The organism is Zestomonas ipomoeae, assembly GCF_057128665.1.
In genome coordinates this window covers 229,081-254,722 of sequence record NZ_JBSKHQ010000002.1, presented here as the reverse complement: position 1 = coordinate 254,722, position 25,642 = coordinate 229,081, and the positions used below count along the sequence as shown (strand labels likewise).

Genomic DNA, 25,642 nt, shown 5'->3' with positions numbered 1-25,642 from the left:
CCATGCCCTGCCAAAGAAATTAGAATCCTTGCGCTACCGTTCAGGAATTCAGTATGCACAGCCTCGTCAGTCCTCCCCAAGCTCGCAGCAAACAGGCCCTCGAACGTTTTCTCAATGTGGCTGCCGAGTTGCTCGCCAACAATACTTTCGAAGAAACCGGGATTTCCAAGATTGCACAACTCGCGCAGTCTTCGGTCGGTACTTTCTATCGGCTGCTGGGCGACAAGGACATTCTGCTCTACGCCGTGCATGCGCGTTTCGTCGAGGAAAGCCGCAGCGCCATCGACGAGGCTGTGGAAGACCTGCTGGCCGGCGACCTGGCCCCGCGGGAGCAGGTGGAAAGCTTCATCCGCACGCTGATCGCCCTGTTCGCCCGCCGCGACGGCCTGCTGCGCGCCCTGATCCGCCGCAGCTCTGCCGACTTGCAGTTCCGCGAGCGCTTCCATCAGCTCAACGCCTATGTCGGCCAGGCCTTCTGCCGGATCGCCCTGGCCCGGCAACACGCGATCCATCATCCCAATCCCATCCAGGCCACCGATCTGGCGGCGCATCTGTTATTAGCCAGCATGAATTACTACACCATGACCGGCACGCTCGGTATTACCGCCGGCAGCGATATTCCGGGAGAACTTTCCCGGCTTATCCTGAGTTATCTGGAAGTGCCCGCCGATTAATTCGCTGTTTTATCTCTCCGCTATTTCCCGGCTGGCGCCGGGTATACTTTCATGTCGCGCAAGTCTGTCTTGCCGCATCCTCTGTTATTTCTTCTCCGCGCGCTTACCGATTAAAAAATGCACGTCCTTGTGCCTGTAAAACTGCATGCTGCGCGTTGCTGGCCCTTCCCTCGACGTTGCCGCGCACGTGGGAAGGGCCGCCCGACAGTAGCGCCGGGTTCGTTTACCGCCGGCTGTCCCGACGCAGCTGCGCCGGGGTGAAGTCCGAGGGTTTCAACTCGATGCCGAACTGCTCCGGCGGTTCTTCGTTGGACAGGATGCCGATCACGTAGCGGCCGCTGATCAGGTCGTAGACGGCGTCGCCCTTGGTCCAGACCAGCGGCTGGTCGTAGTAGTTGATGGTGTATGACTCGCCGACCCGCCACAGGTTGTCGCGGTTGTCATAGTGGTCGACCATCAGGAGCTGGTAGCTGTCCTCGTCGAAATACATGTCGCGCTGCTTGTACTGGTGGCGCATGCCCGGCTTCAGCGTCGCCCGCACGTGCCAGACACGGTGCGGCTCGTAGCGCAGCAGGTCGGGGTTGACGTGGCCGGGCTTGACGATGTCGGCATAGCTGTTGGCCTTGGAGGCGAACTTGTAGCTGTTGTACGGCACGTACATTTCCTTCTTGCCGAGCAGCTCCCAGTCGTACTTGTCCGGTGCGCCGGAGAACATGTCGAAGTTGTCGGTGGTGCGCATGCCGTCGGAGGCGGTGCCGGGGGAGTCGTAGGCCACCTGCGGGGTGCGCCGCACGCGGCGCTGGCCGGCGGCGTAGAGCCAGGCCAGGCGCGGTTCCAGCACCTGGTTGACGGTCTCGTGGACCAGCAGCTCGGTGCCGGCCAGGCGCGCCGGTGCCAGCACCGACTGGCGGAAGTAGAACAGCACGTTGCCGTTGCTCTTGCTGTAGTCGCCGGCGTCGTCGTTGAACAGGAACAGGTCTTCGATCTTGGTGACGAAGTAGTCGCCGCCGGCCTGCGGCACAGCCTGGGCGTAGTAGCGCTTGACGCTGTCGCCGCGGTAGCGCGCCAGGTGGTTCCACAGCACTTCCAGGGCCGACTGCGGGATCGGGAAGGGCGTGGCGTTCTGGAAATCGGCGATGCCGTTGCCGTTCTCGATCAGCTTGGCGCTGGTGGCGTTGGCCTTGGCGGCGGCGTAGACCCTGTCCGGGTAGGATGCCGAGCGGTGGCTCGGGTAGACCGGCAGCTTCCAAGTCTCGGCGAAGCGGGTCAGCATGGCCAATTGGCCGGCGCTGAGCTTGTCGCGGTACTGCTCGGCATTGGCGGCGGTGATGGTGAATTGCACCGGGTCGCTGGCGTAGGGGTCCTTGTAGCCGAGCTTGGGGTCGTTGGCGTCGGGCACGCGCGGCAGACCGCCGTCCCAGGCCGGGATGCTGCCGTCGGCGTTGCCGGCGCGCTCGGCGCCCAGCGGGGTGAGGTCCTGGCCGAGGCGCGCGGCCTGGTCGGCGGGCACTTGCGCGAGGGCCAGCGGGGCGCCCAACAGCAGGGCGGTTAGCAGGCCGGGTCGAAAATGATTCATGCTGCGCTCCCTCCTTCCTAGAAGCTGTATTTGACGTTGAAGCTCAGGTAGTCACGGTCGCTGCGTTTGTTCGACAGACCGCCGCCGCTGTAGCCGACGTACTTGGCGCCGAAGGTCAGGGCTTCCTGGTAAACCGCGTCGACGCCGATGGAGTAGCTCTTGGCTTCCTCGACCAGGCCGTTGGTGAGCTGCGGCGCGATCCCGTTGATGCCGTACTGGTAGCTGACGCTGGGGATCAGGTTGATCAGGTTGAACACGTTGTTGTAGGTGAGCGACAGGCTGGTCTGGGCACCCCAGGCGCTGCTGGTGGCCTCGTAGTAGTCGATATTCGACTCCAGGCCTTGCACACGGCTGCCCACCACCTCGCCGAACAGGTTGGCGCTGTCGGCGCCGAGCAGGTTGTTGAAGGTGTAGATGCCCACCAGCGAGGCCTGCCACATGTCCTTCTCGCGGTAGCCGTCGAGGCGGGTGCCGGCGCTCAGGCCCGTTGTGGTGCCGAACAGGGCGTTGGGCAGGTACTCGCCAAGCCCCAGGGCGATGGGCGCGTTGGGCCGGTAGCTCAGTTCGCCGGCCAGCGACAGGCCGTTGAGGAAGTTGTCGCCCTGCACCGTGGTGTTGAAGCTGAAACCGTAGAGGTCGCGTTTTTCCAGATACTCGGCGTAGTAGCGCGAGGTATTGGCGATCGGCAAGCCACCCATCGACTGGGCGACCGTGAGGCCGAGCATCGGTACGTTCATGTTGTAGCGCAGGTAGTAGAAGCCGAACTCGGTATCGTTCAGCTCCGGGACGAACCAGCGCAGGGCCATGCCGTACTGGGGTGCGCCGTCACCTTCCAGGTCGCGTCCGCGAGGAATGTAGGTGGTGGGCAGCAGCTGCTTGACCAGGGCCAGGGCCGGAATGCCCGGCAGGCCATTGGCATAGGCCTGGGCCAGTTCCGGGCTGTCGAAGGCAAGCCCGCCGGGCACCAGGGCGGCGGTCAGCTGTTCCTGCAGCGGCGGCAGCATCAGGTAGTCGCAGCCTTCGCCGATCACGTCGAGGGTGGAGAAGTAGGTGCCGCACGGGTCGACCCGCGATTCCTCCCAGGCCCAGCCGGGCTGCCAGTAGGCCTCGACGCTGAGGTTCTCGCGCAGTTCGAAGGAGGCGTAGGCCATGAAGGTCGGCATGTAGGCCTCCTTCACTTCCGAGCCGGGGGCGCGCAGGGCGTTGATGTCGATGGGATTGGTGGCGCCGATGCCGTTCTGGTAGAACAGCCCCTCGCCCCAGTTGATCACCTGGCGACCGAGGCGCGCGTTGAGCGCGTGGTCGTGGACGGTCCAACTGCCGTAGATGAAGGCGTCGAGGATCTCGGCGTCGGCGCCGGCTTCGTCCAGGCCGTCGTCGCTGATCTCGCGGTGGCGGCGGTCGTCGTCCTTCAGCTCGAAGTCGTAGAACGCCCGGCCGCGCAGGAACAGGCCGTAGGTGTCCTGGTAGCGCAGGTCGAAGTCGCTGACAATCTTCGCCACCTCGGAGAACAGCTCGCCTTTCTCGAAATTCAGGTTGCCATCGTCGGAGTTGATCAACGCCGAGTTGTCGCCCTTGCCGCCGTTGGCACGGGCGATCAGGCGGCGGTCCTGGCTTTCCATGCGGTAGTTCAGACCGTAGGAGAGGGTGGTATCCAGCGACGTGGTCCAGTCGCCCGAACGGACCTGGAATGCCCATGATTGCGCCGCCGGCAGGGCTGCCAGCAGCGCCAGACCGGTAAGGGTCCGGCTCCTTGCGAGTGTTGCCACGATGACCTCCAGTGCTTGTTTTTATCGGAATCGGAACATCGGTTCCGATAAATCTACCCTCGGTCGTGTAACCAGGCAAGCGCAGCGGGAAAAATATTTTTCCGTGACTGCGGGCCTCTAGCCTGGGTGCGATTGGCTGAGGGCCGCGCAGACCGCGGCTTTGCTCGCTTGACGGAATCGGAATTCCTGTTTCTATTTTGAGGGCCGCAAAACAAGAACAACGGAGAAGTACCCATGTTTCTCTTTCGAAATGCCCGCTTCACCCTCGGCCTCTGTGCCTTGCTTGCCTCCCTGCTCAGCACCTCGGTCCTGGCCGAGTCCCGTTGCAGCGAACGACCCAAGGGCTTCCTGATACCGGCGAAGGTCAGTTGCAGCTACCGATCGCTCTGGCTGCCTTCCGGCCTGGTCGGCTCGCGCAAGGTAATCTACGAGACGCCGGTGGGCACGCCGCCGGCCGGCGGCTGGCCGGTGGTGCTGATCTACCAGGGCTCGTTCTTTCCGCTGAACGATTTCACCTACTACAGCAACATGCCGTTTGGCGGTTTCTACCAGGGCAAGGTGGTGCAGACGCTGCTGGATCACGGCTATGCGGTGATCGCGCCCAGTGCGCCGGCGGACCTGTTCTGGCAGACCAATATTCCCGGCCTTTCCAGCCACTACGAGCTGAGCACCGACTACGACTTCCTCGGCAACGTGCTGACGGCGATCAGCGCCGGCTACTTCGGGCCGTTGAACAGCCAGCGCCAGTACGCCACCGGCATTTCCAGCGGTGGCTACAACACCAGCCGCATGGCGGTGTCGTTCCCCGGCAAGTTCAAGGCGCTGGCGGTGCAGTCGGGTTCCTATGCCACCTGCAGCGGGCCGATCTGCTCGGTGCCGTCGAGCCTGCCGGCGGACCATCCGCCAACCCTGTTCCTGCATGGTTTCGTCGACCTGACCGTGCCCTGGTGGAGCATGGACATGTACTACGACCGGTTGCTGCAGCAGGGCATCGAAACCAAACGCTACACCGATACCTGGGCCGGCCATGAGTGGTTCGCCGCGTCGCCGCCGAACATCCTCGCCTGGTTCGACGCGCACCCGTGATGCCGGCCCGGTGACTCAACGAACCCGCCGCGGTGCTGTGTTCGCGGCAGGCAGCTGCCGCGCCGCGGGTTCCTCAGTCCACCAGCAGGCACTGCTCCAGCCCGGCGTGCAGGTGACTCTGGTCCTGCTCGGTGGCGAAGATCAGTTCCAGCCGGGAGTCCTTTCGCCATTCGCTGGCTTGCCAGTGCGGCGGCTGTCCATCGAGGGCGTTGCCGGACAGCCAGCCGGCGTTGCTATGCAGCACCAGCTTGGCGCGGCGCCAGGGCCACTCGGCCAGCCAGCGTTGCACGCGCATCAACTCGAAGCGCTGGCTCGGGTGCCAGCGCCAGCCGATGCTCCAGCCCTCGGCCTGGGTCTGGCTGTGCCGAATCGGCTGCCGGGGATCGAGCCAGACGGTAGTGAGTGGCGGCGGCGTCGTAGGCAGATCGACCGGTCTGCCTGCTTGACCGGCCGCCGAGCAGCCCGGCAACTCGCTCAGCGGCATCGCGCCCTGGCAGGTCCAGAGCAGCGGGCGTCCTGGCAGTTGCCCGGCCAGTGTGGCGCGCGCGCGCTCATCCAGATTTTCCGACTTGTTCAGCACCAGCAACCCGGCCTCGGCGAGCGCCGCCTGCTGGCTGTCCGGCAGCGGCTGTCCGGTGCTCAGGGCCTGGGCATCCAGCACCAGCACGCTGGGCTGCACGGCGAGCACGCCGCGCCAGGGCGGCTCACGTAGCTGGCGCAACAGTTCGGCCGGGTGGCCGAGCCCGGAGGGTTCGATCAGCAGGCGGTGCGGCCTGGCCTTGCGCAGCAGGCGACCGAGACCGACCTGGAAGGGCGCGCCGTTGACGCAGCACAAGCAGCCGCCGGCGACTTCGCCGAGGGCGATGCCGGTGTCGTCGCTGGCCAGCAGCGCGGCGTCCAGGCCGATCTGGCCGAATTCGTTGATCAGCACCGCCCAGCGCTCATGGACAGGCCGCTGCGCCAGCAACTGGCGGATCAGGCTGGTCTTGCCGGCACCCAGGGGCCCGGCGATCACGTGGGTAGGGATATTGGTCAGCATGCTTCTATGGTGATGCTTCGTGCGGTCGGACGAAAGCCGCCGCGCACTTTGTCATCTGCCTCTCGGAGTGGGCCAAGCCCCCGTGCTAGAGTCGCCGCCATCATTTCCAGGAGGGCCCTGTATGCGTTTTCTCGGTTTGCTGGTGCTGCTCGGTTTGTCCACCACAGCCTGGGGCGAGGCCTGCGTGGTGCACGCCAAGGGCGACCGACTGTCCGTGCAGCTCTGCCAACAGAATCGCAGCATTCCCAGGAACCTGTTCCGCGAGGGCTTCTGCCAGCCGCAACTGACCGGGCAGGAAGTCCAGGTGGAGTTCGTCGAGAGCTGCCCGGCCGGTGCCTATGGCGTCTGCCGCGACGCGCAGGTCAGCGGCCTGTACAAGCAGGACATCCACTATTACGGCGTCAAGACCGACGCGCGCTACCTCAAGCCCTACTGCGAAGGGCAGAGCCGCGGCGTGTGGATGGAATACTGAGGTCGCGGCGCCGTCAGGCCGCCGCTTCTCCCCAGGCGCCGAACGGGTCGGGCAGGCGCCGCCAGGCATCGGGCCCCGCGGCCATCTCGCTGGCGCTGAGCAGGCAGGCGTCCAGCTCCCGGCGCAACAGCGCGAAGTCGATACCCTGGCCGATGAACACCAGCTCCTGCCGGCAATCGCCCACCTCTGCATGCCAGTGACCCATGATCGTGGCCAGGCCTTCTTCGTCCTGCGGCCAGTGCTCGCGTGGCACGAAGCGCCACCAGCGGCCGGCGTAGCCGTAGCGCATCAGCCCGCCGGCCTGTGACCAGCTGCCCGCTTCCTGCGGCCTGGTCGCCAACCAGAAATAGCCCTTCGAGCGCAGCAGGCGTCCATTGCGCCATTCCCGGTCGAGAAAGGCGAAGAAGCGTTCGGGATGGAACGGCCGGCGCGCCCGGTAGGCGGTCGAAGCGATGCCGTATTGCTCGGTTTCCGGCAGGTGCTCGCCGCGCATTTCCTTGAGCCAGCCGGGTGCCTGGGCGGCGCGCTGGAAGTCGAAGCGGCCGGTGTCGAGGATCTGCTCCAGCGGCACGGCGCCCATGCTCATCGGCAAGATCTGCGCATGCGTATTGAGGCGGCGCAGGATGGCGCCCAGCTCGTCGCATTCGGCGCTGGAAATCAGGTCGGTCTTGCTGATCAGGATCACGTCGGCGAACTCCACCTGCTCGATCAGCAGCTCGGTGATTGAGCGCTGGTCCTCTTCGCCCAGGGTTTCGCCGCGACTGGCCAGGCTCTCCGCCTCGTGGAAGTCGCGCAGGAAGTTGACCCCGTCCACCACTGTGACCAGGGTATCCAGGCGCGCCAGGTCGGCCAGGCTCCGGCCCTGCTCGTCGCGGAAGGTGAAGGTCTCGGCTACCGGCAGGGGTTCGGAAATGCCGGTGGATTCGATCAGCAGATAATCGAAGCGGCCGTCGCGGGCCAGGCGACTGACTTCCTCCAGCAAGTCCTCGCGCAAGGTGCAGCAGATGCAGCCGTTGCTCATCTCCACCAGCTTTTCTTCGGCGCGGTTGAGGCTGACGTCGCGTTGCACTTCGCTGGCGTCGATGTTGATCTCGCTCATGTCGTTGACGATGACCGCCACCTTGCGGCCTTCGCGGTTCTTCAGCACGTGGTTGAGCAGGGTGCTTTTGCCGGCGCCGAGAAATCCGGACAGCACGGTGACGGGTAGACGGTTATCCATGGGGTTTCCTCTCAGGCATTTCTCTGGTGTCTTTCGCGCCGTTCCTGGCGCTCCTTGGCCTCTATGCACAGGGTCGCGGTGGGGCGTAGCAGCAGGCGTTTGAGGCCGATGGGTTCGCCGGTCTCGGCGCACCAGCCGTACTCGCCACGGGCCAGGCGCTCGAGGGCATCGTCGATCTTGTCCAGCAGCTTTTTCTCCCGTTCGAGCAGGCGCAGTTGCCCTTGCCGCTGTTCCTCGGCGCTGCCGATGTCTGCTGGGTCTCCGCTCGGCGCGACTTCGCGAAGGTCTTCGAATTCGCCGGCGATGCGCTCCTGCAGTTCGCGTCGTTGGCGCAGCAGCAGCGCGCGAAAAAAGACCTGCTGCGCTTCGTTCATATAGGCGTCAGCAGGTTGGGAAAGCAGATCGGTTTCGCTGAGAAGAGAGGTCATGGTGCTAGTGCCAGGAAAATAATACTTGTTATAACATAACACTTTCTGTGAGCTGCCAAGGATTTCCGATGAATGCCCTTACCCTGCCGGACATTGCTGCGCAAACCGACCAGGCCGCACCGCCGTTGGAATGGGTGGGTATGGCCGGGATCGCCGTGCCGCTGCTGCTCGCCGGCCAGCGGCTGGCGGCGCGTGCCGACGCGGGCGTGAGCCTGGACGATGGCAATGCGCGCGGCATTCACATGTCGCGGCTGTACCTGGCGTTGCAGGCACTGGAGCGGGCGCCGCTCGGCCCGACGCTGCTGCGCCGAGTGCTGGAGGATTTTCTCGACAGCCATCGGATGCTGTCCGCCAGGGCTTATCTGGACCTGCATGGCGAACTGCTGCTCAGCCGACCGGCACTGGTCAGTCCGCTATCCGGCTGGAAGGCCTACCCGTTCGGCCTGCGCGCCGCCCTGCGGGACGGCGTGCTGCGCCTGGAGCTGCGGCTGACCCTGGCCTATTCCTCGACCTGTCCCTGTTCGGCGGCGCTGGCGCGGCAGCTGATTCAGCAGCGCTTCGAGCAGGACTTCGGCGGTCGCCCGCTGGAGCATGGTGAACTGCGCGCCTGGCTTGGTTCGACCCAGGGCATCGTCGCCACGCCCCACAGCCAGCGCAGCCTGGCGGAGCTGTGGCTGCGGCTCGATCCGCAGCTTGCCGAACTACCACTGGAGGGCCTGCTGGACGCGGCCGAGACCGCTCTCGGCACGGCAGTGCAGACGGCGGTGAAGCGCGCCGACGAGCAGGCCTTCGCCCTGGCCAACGGACAGAACCTGATGTTCTGCGAGGACGCCGCCCGCCGCCTGCACGGCGTGCTGCGACAGCAGGCGGAGGTGCAGGGCTTCCGCGTGCGCGTGGTGCACGGCGAGAGCCTGCATGCCCACGATGCGGTAGCCGAGAGCCGCTACCGCTGGGAGGCGGAGGTCAGCCCTGGTTGACCAGCAGGCCCTGGCGGCCGGCCTCGCGCTTGCGCCTGACGCGGCGCGAGGTGCGCTTCTTCAGCCAGATGATGATCCCGGTCAGCGACAACATGGCCACCGCCAGGCCCAGCACGGAAACGAGAATGCGCCCGGGAATGCCTAGGATGCGCCCCGAGTGCAGGGGGAATTGCGCCTGCATGAAAATGTCCCCGGCGCTGCCGGTTCCCGGCACTTCAGCGCCGGCCGGCGCGCCGCTTTGGGCGTCGAAGTACAGGCGTGGGTTGCCCAGGCCACCGTCGCCGTGGTCGTTGCCGGGAGCGAAGAAGCCGACGCCGTAGACGCCGAATTCCGGTGAGTAGAACAGCCCGCCGGCTGGGTCGGCGAGGCCGAGGCGTTGCCCTTCCGCCTCGGCGACCGCCAGGACCTGCTCGCGGCTGATCGCCGGTTCCCGTTGCGCGTCCAGGCTGACCGGGACGCGGCTGGCGAAAGGGCTGGGGGAGAGCGGCGAGAACAGTTCCACCAGGGGGCGCATGACCTGGACATTGAGGTTCATCGACACCGAGGTCACCGCGATTGTCAACAACAGGCCCCAGATCCACACGCCGCCGGAGCGGTGCAGGTCGAAGTTGAGTTTGTAGCCGCCCTGCTTCCAGCGGAAGGCGAAGGATTTGCGCCAGGCCCGGTGGCTGGGGAAGGACAGCCAGAGCGCGACCAGGCAATCGATGCACCAGACGATGGCGACGATGCCGAGCAGCAGCATGCCCAACTCGATGCCAAAGCCATTCGGGATGTGCAGGCTGTAGTGCAGCTTGTAGAGGAACGGCATGAGGTTCTCCCGGGTCACGGAGACCTCGCCCCACAGCCGCCGGCCCTGCTCGGCGCCGGTCACCGGGTCGAGCGCAATCTGGTTGAAGTCCAGCGGATACGTCTTGCCGGTGGCCGGGTCGACCTTCGGCTGCACCCACAGGGTTAGCGCGTGGCCGGGCTCGACGTGCAGCGGCAGGTAGCTCACCTGCAGGCGCGGGTCGCGGGCTTCCAGCTGGGCGGCGAGGGCCAGCGGCGCCTGGGGCTGGCCCGGTGTGCGGGAATCGAACAGGTGCGGATTGAGCCATTCGTCCAGCTGGTGATCCCAGGAAATCACCGCGCCGGTGAGCCCCGAGACGAACAGGAACAGGGCGATGAACAGGCCGAACCAGCGGTGCAGCAGTACGAGCAAGGGGCGCATGGGTGTGTCGGTCCGAGCAGAAGCCCACGGCAGGAAGGCCCACCGTGGGCGGTGAGTCGTGCGGCGTCAGTACTGCCAGCTGAGGGTCATGCTGGCGTTGCGAGGGGCGCCATAGAAGCCTTGTTCCCAGTACAGGCTGGAGAGGTATTTCTCGTCGGTCAGGTTGTTCAGGTTGGCGGAGACGCTCCAGTTCGGGTCGATCTCGTAGCTGGCCATCAGGCCGACCAGGGCGTAGCTGTCCTGCTCGATGCGGGCGGCGCTGCCGTTGGGCAGGGTGACGTTGCGGTAGATGTCGTCCTGCCAGCTCAGGGTGGCCCCGACCTTGAGTTGCGGTAGGGTCGCCAGGCGGTAGCTGGTGGAGCCCCGCAGCATGTGCTTGGGCGCGTAGGGGCGACCGTGGCTGTGGTCGGCGTTCTGAATGTCGACGAAGGTATAGCCGGCCATCGCCTGCCAGCCCGGCAGCAGCTCGCCGGAGATCTCCAGTTCGTAGCCTTCGCTGAGGTAGTCGATGCCGCGGTAGGTGTCCTTGCCCAGTGCCGGGTCGAATCCGGCGGATTCGGCGACATTCGACTGCTTGGTCTGGAACATCGCGGCGGACACGTTGAGCTGGCCGTCCAGCAACTCGCCTTTGATGCCCAGTTCGTAGTTTTCGCCCTCGATCGGCTCGAGGCGGTCGCCATCCCTGCCGGTTTCCTTCTGCGGATCGAAGATTTCGGTGTAGCTGGCATAGACCGAGTATTCGTCGGTCAGGTCGTACACCAGGCCGGCGTAGGGCAGCACGCTCTTGTCGCTGCGTTTGCGCGCCTGGCCGTAGGAAAACCCCTCGGTTTCCAGCTCGATGGCGCGTGCACCGGCGATCAGCGACAGGTCGTCGCTGAAGGTGAAGCGCGAGGCGGCGTAGAGGCTCTTCTGGCGATCCTTGAAATAACCGCCGTCGACCCTGGCGTCGAAGGGCGGCTTCGGATAGTCGCCGTTCCAGCTGCCGATGGGCGGCAGCGCGGTGCCGATGCCACGCCCGTAGTGGGACACTTCGTCCACCTTGGAGGTGTACCCGTTGGCGCCCAGCACCAGCTCATGCTCGCGTCCCGCCAGGCGGAACGGGCCGCTCAGGGAAACGTCGCCGATCCATTGACGGGTCTCGCCTTCGTATTGCGACGGATAGGCCGCCAGGCCCAGCCCGGTGACCGCATCGGGCGTGCCATAGACATAGAACAATTCCGAATCGCTGTCCTTGCGCACATGGGTCACGCTGGCCTTGGCCTGCCAGCCATTGGCGAAGCGATGGGTCAGTTCGATGAAGGTGCGTGCCTCCTGGTTGTCCCACCAGGACCAGTCGGACGCGGTGCTGGTGGACCGCGACAGGTGCGTGGAACGGCCCCTGCTGTCGTAGAGCGGCAGGGCGCCCCAGAGCGGGCTGTCGGAGCGGGTCTGGTCGAGGCTGTGACCAAGGGCGAACACGGTGGCGTCGTCCAGGTCGGCCTCGATCACTCCGTAGAACAGGTTCTTTTCGCGTCCGTAGCGGTCCAGGTAGGAGTGCTTTTTCTCATGGGCATAGACCGCGCGGCCGCGGAGGTGGCCGCTGTCTACCAGCGCGGCGGAGACGTCAGCATCGACACGGCGCTTGTCCCAGGATCCGGCGGAGAGGTCGATGCGTGCCTGCGGGGCCAGGGTGGGGCGTTTGCGGACGAAGTTGATGGTGGCGGAAGGGTTGCCGCTGCCGCTCATCAGGCCATTGGCGCCGCGCACCACGTCGATGCGTTCGAACAGCGCGGTATCGATGGCGCCGTCCTGGTTGCCGGAAGCGAACGGAATGCCGACGCCGTCGTACTGGAAATTGGTGATGTCGAAGCCGCGGGCGGTGAAGTAGGTGCGGTCGGTTTCGATCTCTTCGACACCGATGCCGGGGCTGAACTTGAGCGCGTCGTTGACGCTGGTCAGCTTGAAGTCCTCCAGTTGCGCGCCGGTGAGGGTCGACACCGACTGCGGGGTTTCCCGCGGGGTCAGCTCCAGCTTGGTGGCGGCGCTGCTCGGCGTGGCCTGGTAGGAATCCTGCCGCGTCCCGTCGACGTCGCCGACCACCGTCTGGGCATCCAGCTGCACCGCGTCGCCGTGGGCGAGCGTGCTGATGGAAAGGGTGGCCGCCGCCATGGCCAGGCCGGTTCTGCGCAATACCATTGAAACAACTCCCCCTACAACGAATGAAAGATCCTGCGGAGTCGTCCGTGTGGCAGGTGCAGCAGCAAGCGACGGCGGCGTGACCGCAAAGGGATGCGCCACTGATGCGAATGCAACTAATTATCAATCAATGATTTCAAGAGATTGCCTGGGTGTCAATGTTATTGCGCATGTTTCTCATTCTCTCTCTTGCAAATACTGTCCTGCCACCGTCTATGCTGGTTGGAAGCCGGTATGCGGTGGACGCGCCGGGCCAGGAGTGAGGGCCGTGTATGCGGGCCATGGTCATCTTGCTGTGCTGTTGCCTGGCGGGCGCCGCCGCTGCGCAGCCGCGGGAGTATCGCGTGGGCATCGAGAGGCAGGCGTACCTGCCGTTTTACAGCCTGCGCGAGGGGCACTTCCGGGGCTACGCGGCGGAGCTGCTGGCGGCCTTCGCCGAGGCCAAGGGCTACCGCTTCGTTTACGTGGCGTTGCCGGTCAAGCGTCTGCTCGGCGACTTTCTCGCCGGCAAGCTGGACTTCAAGTTCCCCGACAACCCGCAGTGGAGCGTCGCCCAGAAGCAGGGCTCGACGCTCCACTACAGCGCTGCCGTCGCGCCCTTCACCGATGGCGTGCTGGTGGCCGAGCGCTTCAAGGGGAAGGGGCCGGAGCGGCTCGAAGTGCTTGGCACCCTGCTCGGGTTCACGCCCTCGGCCTACCTGGAGGAGGTGCGCAGCGGGCACATCCGGCTCAACCAGGCCACCGACATCGATGCGCTGCTGCGAATGCTTGATGCCGACCGGGTCGACGGTATCTACCTGAACGTGCAGGTCGCTCAGCACCGCCTGGAGTCGCTGGGGCTGGGCGAGGGCCTGCTGGTGTTCGACCCTCAGCTACCCTACGTGCGCGATCACTACCATCTGTCGAGCATCCGGCACCCGGACGTGATCCAGGCGTTCGATGCGTTCCTGCTGGAGCGGGCCGAGTGGGTGCGCTCGCTGCGCAGGAAATGGGGCATCGCGATGGACTGAGCGCCTGCCGGCGATGCCCGGTGATGCGCCGGGCGGGTGGCTACTGGGCCGGTTTCAGCGCGCCACAATCGGGGCCCAGCCAGCGTCCGTGGGACTCCATGCGGCCACTCTGCGGTTGGCCCTGCATGGTGGAACTGGTGGTCATGGTACTGACGAATTCCTTGTCGCTGATCAGCCGGGTTTCGCCCTCTCCCTTGCCCTGGGGGCAGTGGAAGCGGATCTTCCAGAGGTCTTCGCTCTGCTCGGTCAGCTCCTGGGTGCAACCGGATTGCGCGTTGGCCATCGGCAGCGTCCGGGCCTGCACCTGGGCCTCGCTGAGGCACACGCGCACGCCCTGATCGCCGAGGGCCACGCCCTGCTTGGCCATCATCTCCTCCATCACCTTCCGTTGTTCCGGCGGCAGGTTTTTCAGCTGCGCCATCATCTGCTGCATGCCGGGCATCTCCTGGCCGTCTATCTGCATGCGGTCCGAGCTGATTTCCCACAGGCCGGGGCGCAATTGCGCGGCCTGGGCGAGGCCGCCGAGCAGGCAGAGGGAGAGGGCGAGCAGGGTAGGTTTGTTCATGGCGAGGGCTCCTGCCGGTGAGGGCGTCGAGTGAGCAAGCGTAGCTGGATTTCGCCCTATGCTTCGCAGGTTTCCTCATGGTAGAGGCGCATCCCGCGGGCCTGGTAGTTGGCCAGGGCGCTGGCATGGTCGAGGGTGCAGGTATGTACCCAGACCCGCTCGCAGCCTGGCCAGTTCCAGGCGGAGGCGATGGCATGGCTGAGCAGTGCGCCGCCGAAACCCTGGCCGAAGAACTCCGGGGCGAGGCCGAAGTAGAGGATTTCCACATCGTGCCCTTGCCTGGACAGTTCGTAGTAGCCGGCGATCGCGCCCTGGTGGTAGGCCACCCAGGTGCGATGGTCGGGGCTTTCCACCAGCTCGCGCCATTGCGCGTCGGACCAGCTCAGCTTGTCGGTCCAGGCCCAGGGTTCGCCGATCAGTTGGTAGAGGAAGCGATTGAAGCGGAACTGCTGGATCCGGCACTCGACGATCATGAGGTCGCCCGGCACGGGCTTGGCTTTGAGCGCGCCGGGGTCGGTCATTTCCAGGTAGTAGGTGGTGTAGCTGGGCATGGCAAGGCTTCCGGCCGGCAACTGCGAAGTCGCGAGGCTACTGCAGCGGAGCCGGCAGCGACAAGCCCGCTACCAGCCGCCGCCACCGCCACCGCCGCCCCCACCGCCGGAAGAGCCTCCGCCGGATGCGCCTCCGGATGAATCGCCGAATGAGTCGCTGGAGGAGGCGCGCGAGGGTTCCACCGAGGCGCTCGCCGCGACGCTGGCCAGGCCACGGGACAGCCGTTCGGAAAGCGCCGAGGGGCTGCTGTAGTCCTGGCTTGCGTGGTACCAATCCGGCTGATAGTCGCAGTCTTGCTGCGGATCGATCAGGCCGCGTTGCAAGGCCTGGCCGAAGCGTTCGCTCCACTGCCGCTCGACGCCAAGCGCCATGGCATACGGCAGATGCTGCTCGTAGAGCGCAATACTCATCGCCGGCGCGTTGCCGGCCAGCGCCAATGTTTCGCTTTCCGCCAGGGCCAGGTAGTTGCGGTAGCCCTCGATCTGGTCCAGCAACTGCCGGCCCCGGCCGGTCGGCGCCTCCAGCCAGAAGCGGAACAATGCACAGAGCGCAATCATTGCCAGCGCCACGACCAGGTTGGCCGGCGGGACCATCTGGCCGACGACGTACATGACGATCAGCGCTGGAGCGAGAAGCATGCCGGAGCCCATGAATTCCATCACGGCACTGCTATCGTCGGAGCCGCTCACCATGGTGCGCAGGGACGAAAACATACTGATCAGCGCCGGGGTGCCGAAGACAACCATGAACACCAGTGCCGCAAGGATGCCTTCCCGTTGCTCGGCGCTTTCCGCGCAGCCGAGCAGGACGATGGCCAGCCCAGCCACCCCCCAGAGCAGCCCCGTCCACCAGACTCCTCGATTGAGCCGGAAGCACGCGTCACGGTGTTCCTTCTCGAGGCTTTCGCCGATCATTTCGACGGCCGACTTGAGGCGTGGCTGGAAGTCGCGACTGATGTGCAGCGGCGTGCCCGGATCGTCGAACAGCGTCTGTAGCGCTGCCCGCTCGCCAGCGTACAGCGGCTGTCCAGTGGTGCCGGTCCTGATGGTGAAGCCACTGTCCCTGGCATCCTCTAGGCTTATCGAGCGCTGGATGGCCATGCTGGTCAGCGCCACGGTCAGGGCACGCACCCTGTCGTATCCGGCACGGAAGCCGCGATGCCAGATATAGCCCATCGCCGCGGGGGAAATCCCTTCGGGGGCCTGGAACAACGGAATGATCAGCCCCTTTTCTGGATCCCGGCCCACGTCCCGCCAGGCCAGATAGTAGTAGGCGAAGAGGCCGAGCAGGACGAGCAGGCCGGCCACCGCGCTGCCGTTTTCAGTCACCAGCCAGACCAGTTGCTGCAGTAGGGATGGCCCCTTGATCAGCCCCTGCGGCCATGACACGGCAATGGTGAAGCCTTCTCTGGCCGCCAACGGTTGGGTGGTTTCCAGGGCGAGGGTAGCGCCCGTCACCGTGATCCGCTGGTAGTCCTTGCCCTGTTGGCCGCGCCGGCCGGTGTAACCCTGGACTGCCAGGGGCTGCGCGCCTTCCGGCAGGTGGATGGCGATGCTCGCGTGCTCGATGGGGAACAGCCAGTCGTTGCCGGTGACGTTCCAGTACAGTTCGTCTTCGCCGGGGCGCTGAAGCAGTTGCCGGTCGCTGCGGTAGCGCAGTTCGAACAGATGGCGGCCAGGCTCCAGGAAACGGTCCCGGCGGCCAATATAGACGCGATGTCGGGTTCGCTCCTTGTCGACGAAGTAGGCTTCCGGAGTACCGTCCCGGCTGACCCCGAGCACCTCGAAACCCATGCGTTTCTCACGCTGGCTCCGGGATATCGAGCGCACCGGGAATTCGCGATAGATGCCGCGGCTGATCGAGTCGCCGGTCGCCCATACGGTAATGCGCTCGGTAACCAGCAGGCTGCCGTCCTGCTCGACGGTCAGCTCCACGGCGAAATCCTCGATGCGTTCCCGCTGTCGCTCGACCTCGGGGGCGGCGAGGGCGAGCACGGGCATCAGAGCGAGCAGCAGCGCGCAGGTCTTTCTCCATCGGGACATGGTTACAGCTCCACGGTCGGGGCGTGCCGTTCGCTGGCATCGCTCAGGGCGAAATAGGGCGCACCGGCAAAGCCGAACAGTCGGGCGACCAGATTGCTGGGGATGGACTCGACCAGCAGGTTCAGCTCGCGCACGGCGCCGTTGTAATAGCGGCGGGCCATCTGGATCTGCTCTTCGAGTTCGCCAAGGCTGCGCTGCAAGCCGAGGAAGGTGTTGTCGGCCTTGAGGGCGGGGTAGTGCTCGGCCAGGGCGCAGACACGCAGCAGGGCATTGGAAAGCCGCCCCTCGGCAAGGGCGCGGCCGTCGGCGGCGACCTGCTCGCGGGTGAGGACGCGCGAGCGTTCGGCGCTCAGTGCCTCCAGGGTGTCGCGCTCATGGGCCGCGTAGCCCTGCACGCAGGCCAGCAGATTCGGCACCAGGCTGGCCCGGCGCTTGAGCTGCACGTCGATGCCGCTCCAGGCCTCGGCCACTCGTTGGCGGTTGAACACCAGGCGGTTGTAGGTGCGCACCAGCCAGATCGTCGTGGCCAGCAGCGCCGCCGCGGGTAAAAGCATCTCCATTGCATTGCTTCCATGTCAGAACGGCGGCAAGCCTAACGGCAAGTGCGGGAAAAAACCGTGTCGGGCTGCAAACGAACAAAACCCCCACCGGCAAGCCGCATGGGGGCTTTCCTCTTGCTGGCCGACGCTTATGGCGCCGGGAGCAGGGCGGGCCGCAGTGGCTGCCCTTGGGCCTCGGCCGCGGGGGCCGGGGTGGAGCTTTGCTCGCAGCTCCAGAGTTCCAGCGCCGGCTGGCTCGCTTGTGGCGGGCCGAGCCAGTCGCCCAGGGGGCGACAACGCCGGTCATGGCAGAGTTGGTAATCCCCTGCCTCGGGGGTTCGCCCCAAGCGCAGCGGTTGCAGCGGCGGCAACTGGCGATGGTAGTGCCAGGCCCCGTCACGCAGTTCGGCGTCGGCAGGGATTTCCATGCCGGCGCCCGAACCCTTGACCCGCGCCTCGCCGAGCAACAGCCCGTGCGGCGTGACGCGGTAATCCTCCTCCCAGCGCACCTTCTCGATGGTGTGATTCCAGGCCAGGCTGAAGTCCCGGACCGGCACCTCGGCCCAGATCGCGCCGGCCAGGCCCATGCACAGTCCGATCATGCGACGGCCGCGGAGGCCCGGTGGGCACGCCAGAAGTGTGCGCCCAGTAGCAAGATGCCAAGGCCGAAGCCGAGTTCATCGGTAATCGGCAGGGCCACGATCAGGCACACCCCGCTGGCGAAGGCGACCAGCCGCTCCCACCAGGCCAGCGGGCAACGCAGGTAGCCGATCGAGGCGATCCCCCACAGGCCGATGGCAAAGGCGGCCTTGATCACCACATAGGCGGTCATCCACAGGCTGTCGCCCTGCAGCATCAGCGCCGGCGCATACACCGCGATGAATGGCACGACGAAGCCGGCGATGGCGATGCGCACCGCCCACAGGCTGATCTTCAGGCCCTTTTCCTTGGCGATCGGCGCGGCGGCGAAGCAGGCCAGCGCCACCGGCGGAGTGAGGTCGGCGAGGATGCCGAAGTAGAAGACGAACATGTGCGAGACGATCAGCGGCACGCCCAGCTCCAGCAGCGCCGGCGCGGCAATCGAACTGGTGATGATGTAGTTGGGAATGGTCGGGATGCCCATGCCTAGCACCAGGCAGGTGAGCATGGTCAGCACCAGGGAGAGGAACAGGTTGTCCTGGCCGATGGCGAGGATGTAGCCGGCGAAGGTGGAGGCCACGCCGGTCAGCGACACCACGCCGATGATCACCCCCACCAGCGCGCAGGCGATGCCCACCGGCACCGCATGCCGCGCGCCTTCCACCAGGGCGTGCAGGCATACCAGCAGCGTTTCGCGGCCGCCCTTGAGGAACCAGCAGGCGGCGATCAGCGCAGCGATGACGGCGAAGATCACCCCGATGCCGAGCTGGAAGAAACCGGCGCAGAGCAGACCCAGCGCAATCCAGAAGGCCATGCGCAGAGCGAAGTTGGACACCCGCAGGATGATCGCTGAACCGAGGATGACGATGGCGGTGAGCGACAGCCCGACCATTCCCGAGAACAGCGGCGTGCGTCCGGAAAACAGCAGGGCCACCAGCACGCCCAGCGGAATCAACAGGAACCAGCGCTCCTTCACCGCCGCCCATGGGTTCGGACATTGATCCTTGGGCAGGCCCTTGAGGTCGGCGCGCTTGGCCTCCAGGTGCACCATCCAGAACACCGAGCCGAAGTACAGCAGCGCGGGAATCAGTGCCGCCTTGGCTACCTCGACGAAGGGCACATTGATGGTCTCGGCCATGATGAACGCCACCGCGCCCATCACCGGCGGCATCAGTTGGCTGCCCATGCTGGAGGTGGCCTCGACGCCGCCGGCGAACGCCGCCTTGTAGCCGAAGCGCTTCATCAGCGGGATGGTGAACTGGCCGGTGGTGACCACGTTGGCCACCCCGGAGCCGGTGATGGTGCCCATCAGCGCCGAGGACACCACCGACACCTTGGCCGGGCCGCCGAGCTTGTGGCCGAACAGGCCCATGGCGAAATCGGTGAACAGCCTGATCATGCCCGCCTGTTCGAGAAACGCGCCGAACAGGATGAACAAGAAGATATAGGTGGCCGAGACGTACACCGGTGTGCCGTAGAAGCCCTCGGTGCCGAAGGCCAACTGGTTGACGATCTGGTCCACGCCGTAGCCGCGGTGGGCGAGGTCGCCGGGCAGGTATTGGCCGAGCAGGCCATAGGCGAGGAACAGCCCGCAGATCAGCGGCAGCGCGATGCCCATCACCCGCCGCGCGGCTTCGAAGATCAGCGCCGTGAGCAAGAGGCCGATGGCCATGTCGCCACTGGTCAGGTCGCCGGAGCGCTGGATCAGGTCGGCCTCGAAAATCCACTGGTAGGCGGCGGTGGCCATTCCGGCCAGGCCGAGCAGCCAGGCCAGCGGCTGCCACGGCCGACCCTTGCTCAGCGCCGGGTAGCTGAGGAACACCAGCAGCAACAGGAAGCCGACGTGCACCGAGCGCAACACCTGAGTAGAGACCAGCGGAAAGGCTGCGGTGGCGATTTGGAAACAGGAGAACAACAGGGCCGCGCAGAACAGCGCCTTCGGCCAATCGCCGGTGGCGGCCGCCAGGCCTTGGTGGTGTTCGCTCATGACATCACTCTCTTGGAAAAAATGAGCCCAGGGCCGGCATGCATGTCTGTAGGGGCGAATGCATTCGCCGACCAGGCTCCGTCAGGCGAATAAATTCGCCCCTACAGGTGGACGTCCCTGGCCGTTCGACAAAAGCCCCTCTTCAGGAAAAGAGGGGTGGTGGCGGCGGACGCCTTGTCCGGCGCCGACCGAAACCTCACTTCAGTACGCCGGCTTCCTTGTAGAAGCGCTCGGCACCGGGGTGCAGCGGAATCGGCAGGCTGTCGGTCGCGGTTTCCAGCGTGATGTCCTTGGCCGCGGAGTGGGCGGTGGCCAGGCGTTCCAGGTTGTCGAACATCAGCTTGGTCATCTGGTAGGCCAGCTCGTCGGAAACGCCCTCATGGCTGACCAGGATGTTCTTGATCGCCACGGTGGGCACCGCCGCGTCCTGGCCGTCATAGGTCTTGGCCGGGATGGTCGCCGCCTGGTAGGCCGGGTTGCCGATGGCCTTGACCACTTCTTCCGGAATCGCCACGAAGGTGATCGGCATGGTCGCCGCCAGATCGCGGATCGCCGCCATGCCCAGGCCAGAGGATTGCAGGGTGGCATCCAGCTGGCGGTTCTTGATCAGCTCGACCGACTCGGCATAGGGCAGGTACTCGACCTTGCCCATGTCCGCGTAGGACAGGCCGGCGGCCTTGAAGATGGCGCGGGCATTCAGCTCGGTGCCGGACTTCGGCGCGCCCACCGAGATGCGCTTGCCCTTGAGGTCGGCCAGCGTCTTGATGCCCGACTCCTGGCTGGCGACGATCTGGATGTAGTTCGGGTAGGTGGCGGCGATGGCCCGCAGCTTCTTCAAAGGCGCCTTGAAGCCGGCGTCTTCCACGCCGTTCCAGGCATCGGCCACCGAGTCGCCCAGGGCCAGGGCCAGCTCGCCACGGCCAGCCTGCAACAGGTTGAGGTTCTCCACCGAGGCCTTGGTGGCCTGCACCGAGGTTTTCGCCCCGTCGATGTGGCTGCCGTAGATCTGCGACAGGCCGACGCCGATCGGGTAGTACACCCCGCTGGTGCCACCGGTGAGGATGTTGATGAAAGTCGGCGCGGCGAGGGCCGCAGTGCTGGCGGTGAAGGCCGCGGCGGCGGCGAACAGGGATAGACGCTTGGTCAGGCGCATGGGTGGGTCTCCGTGGTTGTTATGGATTGTTCGGCACTGGAGTAGATGCCCGAGCGCAGCGGCGGTTCGGGCATTGGCGATCAGCCGCGCAGCGATGGCGTGCTGCGCGGCGGATGCAAGGGGCGAGAGCAGGTGAGTTGGCAGTTCATGGGCTGGCCTTTGCTTTTTCTTATGGTGAGGTTGCGCCGGGGCGCGGCTTTTCGTGGAAATAACCATAGCAGGCAGCGTGCCAGCTAACGGAATGCCCGAGCTAGAGCGATTCTGCCTCTGTGTGGCTGGCGCAGTGAGCGGAAATCCGCCGATGCCGGAGGGAAGGTGGGCAGGAATTCGCCGTGGTTTGCAGGCGCGTTGCTGGCGGGCCGTCCCCCGGCTACCGGCCTTCGCCGGTACGACGGGTGCCCGAAGAAATGGCTGCGGAAACCCGGGCGTAGGGCGGGTTAGCCACGCCTCACGCTGGCTGCTGTCCTGCAAGAGGGCGCGTGGCGTAACCCGCCAGGTAGCTCCCAGGCCCGCGCATTGCCTGCTCCTGGGTACCGACCTTCGTCGGTACGACGGTTTCTTATTGGATGGGACGGCGTGTCCGGCGGAATGGCTGTGGAAACCCGCCAGGCAGCCCCCAGGTCCGCGCGCTGGCTGCTCTGATTGCCGCCTTCCTAGGCACGGCGGCTCTTCATTGAAGGAACTGTCGGCCCGCCGGGAGACTGAGCCGAGCGCCTCTAGCCCTTGCCCTTGGTCCGGGTCAGGTTCGGGCCGCCGTTCTTTTCGATGAACTGGATGATGATCGAAGCGATGTCCTTGCCGGTGGTGGTCTCGATGCCCTCCAGGCCGGGCGAGGAGTTCACCTCCATCACCAGCGGGCCGTGGTTGGAGCGCAGGATATCGACGCCGGCGACGCTCAGGCCCATCACCTTGGCGGCGCGAATGGCGGTCATGCGTTCCTCCGGGGTGATCTTGATCAGGCTGGCGCTGCCGCCGCGATGCAGGTTGGAGCGGAACTCGCCGGCCTTGGCCTGGCGCTTCATCGAGGCGATCACCTTGTCACCGACCACGAAGCAGCGGATGTCCGCGCCGCCGGCTTCCTTGATGTACTCCTGCACCATGATGTCCTGCTTCAGCCCCATGAACGCCTCGATCACCGACTCGGCGGCCTTCTGCGTTTCGCAGAGCACCACGCCGATGCCCTGGGTGCCTTCCAGCACCTTGATCACCAGGGGCGCGCCATTGACCATCTGGATCAGGTCGGGAATGTCGTCCGGCGAGTGGGCGAAGCCGGTCACCGGCAGGCCGATGCCCTTGCGCGAGAGCAGTTGCAGCGAACGCAGCTTGTCCCGCGAGCGGCTGATGGCCACCGACTCGTTGAGCGGAAATACCCCCATCATCTCGAACTGCCGCAGCACCGCGCAGCCATAGAAGGTCACCGAGGCGCCGATGCGCGGGATCACCGCATCGAAGCCCTCCAGCGGCTTGCCGCGATAGTGGATCTGCGGCTTGTGGCTGGCGATGTTCATGTAGGCGCGCAGGGTGTCGATCACCACCATCTCGTGGCCGCGCTGCTGGCCGGCTTCCAGCAGCCTGCGGGTCGAGTACAGGCGCGGATTGCGCGACAGGATGGCGATCTTCATTGGGCACCGGAGAGGTCGGGAAGCATGGGTTTGTCCTGGATATAGGTGAGCGCGGGATTGACCACCAGCTGGCCTTGGATCAGCGCCTTCGAGCCAAGCAGCACGCGGTAGCGCATGGCCTTGCGACAGGTCAGGGTGAATTCCACCGGCCAGGCTCGGTCGCCCAGGGCCAGCAGGGTGCGGATCACATAGCGGGTCTGTGTCTGACCGTTGGAACTCTTGATGGTTTTCACGGCCACCAGCGGCGCCTCGCAATTGCGCTGGCGCAGTTGCACCAGCGTGCCGAGGTGGGCGGTGAAGCGTACCCAGCGCTCGCCATTGCGCTCGAACTGCACAATGTCGGTGGCATGCAGGGTCGAGGTGCCGGCGCCGGTATCGATCTTCGCCCGCAAGCCCACCAGGCCCAGCTCGGGCAGGGCTATCCATTCGCGCAGGCCGATTACCGAAAGTTGGTCGAACGTCTTCAAGGGCCTTTCCCCGGGCAAGATGCCGGGCATTCTAGTCGCGCCTTGTGACAACCGCATCCGGGGAAAGCCGCCGGCAATCACACATCCGCTCAAAGCATCGCTAAGCTAGCGCGTGCGTCCGCGGCCAAGGGCGAGCAATAACCGATTCGATATCCAGGGGTAAGGAACGCTGCAATGGACGCAATACCTGACAGTCTCAGGAGCCACCGGGTACAGAAGGGAGCGAATACCTGCGACGGGCAGGTGGTGTGGGAGCCGATCCGCTCCCTGTGGTTCACCGGCATGGCGCTCGGGGCGGTGATCGGCGGAGCGCTGACGTTTTCCTGGGCGGCTTTCGCCGTGTTCGTGGTATCGACGGCGATGGTCTTGCTGCTCGGGCATTCCGTGGGCATGCATCGCAAGCTGATCCATGACAGCTACCAGTGCCCCAAGTGGCTGGAGTATCTGCTGGTCTACTGCGGGGTTCTGGTCGGTCTCTCCGGGCCGTTGGGACTCCTGCGCACCCATGACCTGCGGGATTTCGCCCAGCGCCAGGCGGACTGTCATGATTTCTTCGGGCACCGTCGCTCCCCGCTGGTGGATGCGTGGTGGCAACTGCACTGTGAACTGCGCTTGCAGCATCCGCCGGAGATCGCGGTCGAGGCGCATATCGAGCGAGACCCGGTATACCGCTTTCTGCAGCGTACCTGGATGGCCCAGCAAGTGCCGTGGGCCGTGCTGCTGTTCCTGCTGGGCGGCTGGGGGTTCGTCTTCTGGGGCGTCTGCGCGCGTGTCACGGCCGGGGTGTTCGGACATTGGCTGGTCGGGCATTTCGCCCATCGTCATGGCGAGCAGCACCACCGCGTCGAAGGGGCCTGCGTGCAAGGCCACAATGTGCGTTTCGCCGCGCTGCTGACCATGGGCGAAAACTGGCATAACAACCATCACGCTTTTCCAGGTTCAGCCAGGTTGGGTCTGCTGCCGGGAGAGTGGGATCCGGGTTGGTGGCTGTTGCTCGGCTTGCGTCGATTGGGGCTGGCCTGGGAGCTGAAATGCCCCGAAGATCTGCCCTTTCGAGCGGAGCTCAAGCACCTGGCGCCGACGCGCGACGGGTGCCGCTGCTAGCTTCGTGGTCACATCAAACGCTGGGCATGAGGTATAGCGACGGGTGAGCGAGCAAGACGACGACAAGGTGCGCCTGGACAAGTGGCTCTGGGCGGCGCGGTTCTTCAAGACGCGGGCACTGGCCAAGGCGGCCATCGAGGGGGGCAAGGTGCATTGCCGGGGCGAGCGCTGCAAGCCGAGCAAGGAGCCCAGGGTGGGCGATGAATTGCTGATCCGCACCGGCTTCGACGAGCGCACGGTGGTGATTCGCGCGCTGTCGGCGGTGCGCCGAGGCGCTCCGGAAGCGCAGCTGCTGTACGAGGAAACCGAGGAAAGCCGGCAGCGCCGCGAGAACGCGGCGGCGATGCGCAAGGCCGGTGCCCTCGGTGTGCAGACGGAGGGCCGGCCGAGCAAGAAGCAGCGCCGGCAGATCCACAGCCTGCGCGGCGAACACTGAGGGGCAGGCGTATCGCCGGGCGTCAGTCGCGCCCGGAGATCACGCTCAGGCGTCCCAGCAGCGGCAGGCGCGCGAGGCGGCTGGTCAGTGGCGCGGTGAGGCGCTCCAGCAGCTCGCTGGCACGCAGCGCATAGGGCGTATAGCAACCCCAGCCGAGCGCCAGCAGGCAGAGGAACAGGCCGCCGACGAAGGCGTCCGATCCCCAGTGGGCGCCGGCCACCAGGCGCGGCAGGATGCCGATGACGGCGATGGCCCACACCAGCGGCTGCTGCCAGAGGCGGGCGAAGAAGGCCATGAACATCGCCCAGATGATCAGCACCGAGGCATGGTCGCCCGGAAAACTGCGGGTGGCGTGGTCCTTCATGTCCCAGCGCTCTTCCCACAGCGGGAACATGCTGCTCAGGCGTTGGGCGCCTTCAACCGCCAGCGACGGGCTTTCGTGCTGCCAGTCCATCACCTTCACCACCTCGGCGAAGACCACGCGGCACAGCAGCAGCAGGGTCAGTACGGCGAGAAAGGCGTAGAGCGCGCGGCGCACTTCGCTGCCCTTGAAGATGAAGCCACCCTTGAGAATCAGCGCGAGCATCACCAGCCCCACGCCGGCGTCGACCGGGCGCATACTGCCGATGGCCCACACGTGCGCCCACAGGCTGCTGCTGGCCAGCGGCTCGTTGAGCGCGTGAAACAGCGTCCTGTCGAACTGATCCCAGAGCGCGCGCGTCGGTTCCCACAGCCAGCTGAGCAGCAACAACAGCGCGGCCAGGTTGCACAGCAGCAAGGCTGCCCAGTGCCAGCGGCCTTGGAACGGTGCGGGTTTGTCCATAAAATCGGCTCCTGTTCGTATGCGATGAAGCCGCTATAAGCAGCTGCGGGCGCCTATATAAGGGCCTGCCATCAATTTGTC

General features: G+C 65.6%; 24 protein-coding genes. 7 read left to right on the top strand and 17 right to left on the bottom strand.

Going from position 1 to position 25,642, the window contains the following annotated elements; all coding sequences use genetic code 11:
* Nucleotides 1-53 precede the first annotated feature (53 nt).
* A complete protein-coding gene (locus ACWKV7_RS04775) occupies nt 54-674 on the top strand; it encodes a TetR/AcrR family transcriptional regulator (protein WP_483856502.1) in 621 nt (206 codons plus the stop codon).
* A gap of 223 nt (nt 675-897) precedes the next feature.
* Here the strand turns inward: ACWKV7_RS04775 and ACWKV7_RS04770 are convergent, their stop codons facing one another.
* Together ACWKV7_RS04770 and ACWKV7_RS04765 are read right to left on the bottom strand one after the other, a co-directional pair.
* A complete protein-coding gene (locus ACWKV7_RS04770) occupies nt 898-2,250 on the bottom strand; it encodes a DUF1329 domain-containing protein (RefSeq protein WP_483856501.1) in 1,353 nt (450 codons plus the stop codon).
* Between the two features lie 17 nt (nt 2,251-2,267).
* Nucleotides 2,268-4,019, bottom strand: coding sequence for a DUF1302 domain-containing protein (locus ACWKV7_RS04765; protein WP_483856500.1), 1,752 nt, complete (start codon nt 4,017-4,019; stop codon nt 2,268-2,270).
* Between the two features lie 234 nt (nt 4,020-4,253).
* On the opposite strand from ACWKV7_RS04765, the gene ACWKV7_RS04760 reads away from it, so the two are divergent.
* Nucleotides 4,254-5,105 carry an extracellular medium-chain-length polyhydroxyalkanoate depolymerase gene (locus tag ACWKV7_RS04760; RefSeq protein WP_483856499.1) on the top strand — a complete coding sequence of 284 codons (852 nt, stop codon included), beginning with the start codon at nt 4,254-4,256 and terminating at the stop codon, nt 5,103-5,105.
* Between the two features lie 73 nt (nt 5,106-5,178).
* On the opposite strand, the gene ACWKV7_RS04755 is transcribed toward ACWKV7_RS04760, so the two are convergent.
* Nucleotides 5,179-6,144, bottom strand: coding sequence for a CobW family GTP-binding protein (locus ACWKV7_RS04755; protein ID WP_483856498.1), 966 nt, complete (start codon nt 6,142-6,144; stop codon nt 5,179-5,181).
* Between the two features lie 121 nt (nt 6,145-6,265).
* Between ACWKV7_RS04755 and ACWKV7_RS04750 the strand changes: the two genes are divergently transcribed.
* A complete protein-coding gene (locus tag ACWKV7_RS04750; RefSeq protein WP_483856497.1) occupies nt 6,266-6,616 on the top strand; it encodes an NADH:ubiquinone oxidoreductase in 351 nt (116 codons plus the stop codon).
* Between the two features lie 13 nt (nt 6,617-6,629).
* On the opposite strand, the gene zigA is transcribed toward ACWKV7_RS04750, so the two are convergent.
* Together zigA and dksA are read right to left on the bottom strand one after the other, a co-directional pair.
* Complete coding sequence (gene zigA, locus ACWKV7_RS04745) at nt 6,630-7,835, bottom strand: zinc metallochaperone GTPase ZigA (RefSeq protein WP_483856496.1); 1,206 nt, start codon at nt 7,833-7,835, stop codon at nt 6,630-6,632.
* 11 nt (nt 7,836-7,846) lie between these two features.
* Nucleotides 7,847-8,263 carry an RNA polymerase-binding protein DksA gene (gene dksA / locus ACWKV7_RS04740; RefSeq protein WP_483856495.1) on the bottom strand — a complete coding sequence of 139 codons (417 nt, stop codon included), beginning with the start codon at nt 8,261-8,263 and terminating at the stop codon, nt 7,847-7,849.
* Nucleotides 8,264-8,331: 68 nt separating this feature from the next.
* Here dksA and folE2 point away from each other — a divergent pair, with 68 nt between their 5' ends.
* Nucleotides 8,332-9,240, top strand: a complete 909-nt coding sequence (gene folE2 / locus ACWKV7_RS04735) for a GTP cyclohydrolase FolE2 (RefSeq protein WP_483856494.1) — start codon at nt 8,332-8,334, stop codon at nt 9,238-9,240.
* On the opposite strand, the gene ACWKV7_RS04730 is transcribed toward folE2, so the two are convergent.
* Nucleotides 9,227-10,447, bottom strand: coding sequence for a PepSY-associated TM helix domain-containing protein (locus tag ACWKV7_RS04730; RefSeq protein ID WP_483856493.1), 1,221 nt, complete (start codon nt 10,445-10,447; stop codon nt 9,227-9,229). The two genes, folE2 and ACWKV7_RS04730, sit on opposite strands and share 14 nt — an antisense overlap.
* A gap of 66 nt (nt 10,448-10,513) precedes the next feature.
* Entirely contained in the window at nt 10,514-12,622 is a 2,109-nt protein-coding gene (locus ACWKV7_RS04725; protein ID WP_483856492.1) for a TonB-dependent siderophore receptor, read from the bottom strand.
* A gap of 281 nt (nt 12,623-12,903) precedes the next feature.
* On the opposite strand from ACWKV7_RS04725, the gene ACWKV7_RS04720 reads away from it, so the two are divergent.
* A complete protein-coding gene (locus ACWKV7_RS04720; protein WP_483856491.1) occupies nt 12,904-13,632 on the top strand; it encodes a substrate-binding periplasmic protein in 729 nt (242 codons plus the stop codon).
* A gap of 40 nt (nt 13,633-13,672) precedes the next feature.
* On the opposite strand, the gene ACWKV7_RS04715 is transcribed toward ACWKV7_RS04720, so the two are convergent.
* From ACWKV7_RS04715 to rimB, 9 genes are all read right to left on the bottom strand, one after another.
* Nucleotides 13,673-14,197: a DUF3617 domain-containing protein gene (locus ACWKV7_RS04715; RefSeq protein ID WP_483856490.1), complete on the bottom strand. Its 525-nt coding sequence runs from the start codon at nt 14,195-14,197 to the stop codon at nt 13,673-13,675.
* Nucleotides 14,198-14,253: 56 nt separating this feature from the next.
* The gene (locus ACWKV7_RS04710; protein WP_483856489.1) at nt 14,254-14,748 is read right to left on the bottom strand and encodes a GNAT family N-acetyltransferase; all 495 of its coding nucleotides are present in this window, start codon (nt 14,746-14,748) and stop codon (nt 14,254-14,256) included.
* A gap of 69 nt (nt 14,749-14,817) precedes the next feature.
* On the bottom strand, nt 14,818-16,791 hold the full coding sequence (locus tag ACWKV7_RS04705) for a DUF2207 domain-containing protein (RefSeq protein ID WP_483856488.1): 1,974 nt from the start codon (nt 16,789-16,791) through the stop codon (nt 14,818-14,820).
* A gap of 2 nt (nt 16,792-16,793) precedes the next feature.
* Nucleotides 16,794-17,351 carry a LemA family protein gene (locus ACWKV7_RS04700; RefSeq protein ID WP_483856487.1) on the bottom strand — a complete coding sequence of 186 codons (558 nt, stop codon included), beginning with the start codon at nt 17,349-17,351 and terminating at the stop codon, nt 16,794-16,796.
* Between the two features lie 128 nt (nt 17,352-17,479).
* A complete protein-coding gene (locus ACWKV7_RS04695) occupies nt 17,480-17,932 on the bottom strand; it encodes a DUF1850 domain-containing protein (RefSeq protein WP_483856486.1) in 453 nt (150 codons plus the stop codon).
* A complete protein-coding gene (locus ACWKV7_RS04690) occupies nt 17,929-19,956 on the bottom strand; it encodes a TRAP transporter permease (protein WP_483856485.1) in 2,028 nt (675 codons plus the stop codon). The genes ACWKV7_RS04695 and ACWKV7_RS04690 overlap by 4 nt, the downstream gene beginning before the upstream one ends.
* A 196-nt stretch (nt 19,957-20,152) precedes the next feature.
* A complete protein-coding gene (locus ACWKV7_RS04685; RefSeq protein WP_483856484.1) occupies nt 20,153-21,109 on the bottom strand; it encodes a TAXI family TRAP transporter solute-binding subunit in 957 nt (318 codons plus the stop codon).
* 716 nt (nt 21,110-21,825) lie between these two features.
* Complete coding sequence (gene rimK, locus ACWKV7_RS04680; protein ID WP_483856483.1) at nt 21,826-22,731, bottom strand: 30S ribosomal protein S6--L-glutamate ligase; 906 nt, start codon at nt 22,729-22,731, stop codon at nt 21,826-21,828.
* Nucleotides 22,728-23,198, bottom strand: a complete 471-nt coding sequence (gene rimB, locus ACWKV7_RS04675; RefSeq protein ID WP_483856482.1) for a retropepsin-like aspartic endopeptidase RimB — start codon at nt 23,196-23,198, stop codon at nt 22,728-22,730. The genes rimK and rimB overlap by 4 nt, the downstream gene beginning before the upstream one ends.
* A gap of 174 nt (nt 23,199-23,372) precedes the next feature.
* On the opposite strand from rimB, the gene ACWKV7_RS04670 reads away from it, so the two are divergent.
* Both ACWKV7_RS04670 and ACWKV7_RS04665 read left to right on the top strand, forming a co-directional pair.
* On the top strand, nt 23,373-24,302 hold the full coding sequence (locus ACWKV7_RS04670; protein ID WP_483856481.1) for an acyl-CoA desaturase: 930 nt from the start codon (nt 23,373-23,375) through the stop codon (nt 24,300-24,302).
* 43 nt (nt 24,303-24,345) lie between these two features.
* On the top strand, nt 24,346-24,738 hold the full coding sequence (locus ACWKV7_RS04665; protein ID WP_483856480.1) for an RNA-binding S4 domain-containing protein: 393 nt from the start codon (nt 24,346-24,348) through the stop codon (nt 24,736-24,738).
* Between the two features lie 22 nt (nt 24,739-24,760).
* On the opposite strand, the gene ACWKV7_RS04660 is transcribed toward ACWKV7_RS04665, so the two are convergent.
* Nucleotides 24,761-25,561, bottom strand: a complete 801-nt coding sequence (locus ACWKV7_RS04660) for a phosphatase PAP2 family protein (protein ID WP_483856479.1) — start codon at nt 25,559-25,561, stop codon at nt 24,761-24,763.
* Nucleotides 25,562-25,642: the final 81 nt, after the last annotated feature.

Excerpts from the sequence above, each read along its gene's own strand:
- ACWKV7_RS04775 (WP_483856502.1), top strand. The coding sequence starts at position 54 with ATGCACAGCCTCGTCAGTCCTCCCCAAGCTCGCAGCAAACAGGCCCTC.
- ACWKV7_RS04770 (WP_483856501.1), bottom strand. The coding sequence starts at position 2,250 with ATGAATCATTTTCGACCCGGCCTGCTAACCGCCCTGCTGTTGGGCGCC.
- ACWKV7_RS04760 (WP_483856499.1), top strand. The coding sequence starts at position 4,254 with ATGTTTCTCTTTCGAAATGCCCGCTTCACCCTCGGCCTCTGTGCCTTG.
- ACWKV7_RS04755 (WP_483856498.1), bottom strand. The coding sequence starts at position 6,144 with ATGCTGACCAATATCCCTACCCACGTGATCGCCGGGCCCCTGGGTGCC.
- ACWKV7_RS04750 (WP_483856497.1), top strand. The coding sequence starts at position 6,266 with ATGCGTTTTCTCGGTTTGCTGGTGCTGCTCGGTTTGTCCACCACAGCC.
- zigA (WP_483856496.1), bottom strand. The coding sequence starts at position 7,835 with ATGGATAACCGTCTACCCGTCACCGTGCTGTCCGGATTTCTCGGCGCC.
- dksA (WP_483856495.1), bottom strand. The coding sequence starts at position 8,263 with ATGACCTCTCTTCTCAGCGAAACCGATCTGCTTTCCCAACCTGCTGAC.
- folE2 (WP_483856494.1), top strand. The coding sequence starts at position 8,332 with ATGAATGCCCTTACCCTGCCGGACATTGCTGCGCAAACCGACCAGGCC.
- ACWKV7_RS04730 (WP_483856493.1), bottom strand. The coding sequence starts at position 10,447 with ATGCGCCCCTTGCTCGTACTGCTGCACCGCTGGTTCGGCCTGTTCATC.
- ACWKV7_RS04725 (WP_483856492.1), bottom strand. The coding sequence starts at position 12,622 with ATGGTATTGCGCAGAACCGGCCTGGCCATGGCGGCGGCCACCCTTTCC.
- ACWKV7_RS04720 (WP_483856491.1), top strand. The coding sequence starts at position 12,904 with ATGGTCATCTTGCTGTGCTGTTGCCTGGCGGGCGCCGCCGCTGCGCAG.
- ACWKV7_RS04715 (WP_483856490.1), bottom strand. The coding sequence starts at position 14,197 with ATGAACAAACCTACCCTGCTCGCCCTCTCCCTCTGCCTGCTCGGCGGC.
- ACWKV7_RS04710 (WP_483856489.1), bottom strand. The coding sequence starts at position 14,748 with ATGCCCAGCTACACCACCTACTACCTGGAAATGACCGACCCCGGCGCG.
- ACWKV7_RS04705 (WP_483856488.1), bottom strand. The coding sequence starts at position 16,791 with ATGTCCCGATGGAGAAAGACCTGCGCGCTGCTGCTCGCTCTGATGCCC.
- ACWKV7_RS04700 (WP_483856487.1), bottom strand. The coding sequence starts at position 17,351 with ATGGAGATGCTTTTACCCGCGGCGGCGCTGCTGGCCACGACGATCTGG.
- ACWKV7_RS04695 (WP_483856486.1), bottom strand. The coding sequence starts at position 17,932 with ATGATCGGACTGTGCATGGGCCTGGCCGGCGCGATCTGGGCCGAGGTG.
- ACWKV7_RS04690 (WP_483856485.1), bottom strand. The coding sequence starts at position 19,956 with ATGAGCGAACACCACCAAGGCCTGGCGGCCGCCACCGGCGATTGGCCG.
- ACWKV7_RS04685 (WP_483856484.1), bottom strand. The coding sequence starts at position 21,109 with ATGCGCCTGACCAAGCGTCTATCCCTGTTCGCCGCCGCCGCGGCCTTC.
- rimK (WP_483856483.1), bottom strand. The coding sequence starts at position 22,731 with ATGAAGATCGCCATCCTGTCGCGCAATCCGCGCCTGTACTCGACCCGC.
- ACWKV7_RS04670 (WP_483856481.1), top strand. The coding sequence starts at position 23,373 with ATGGACGCAATACCTGACAGTCTCAGGAGCCACCGGGTACAGAAGGGA.
- ACWKV7_RS04660 (WP_483856479.1), bottom strand. The coding sequence starts at position 25,561 with ATGGACAAACCCGCACCGTTCCAAGGCCGCTGGCACTGGGCAGCCTTG.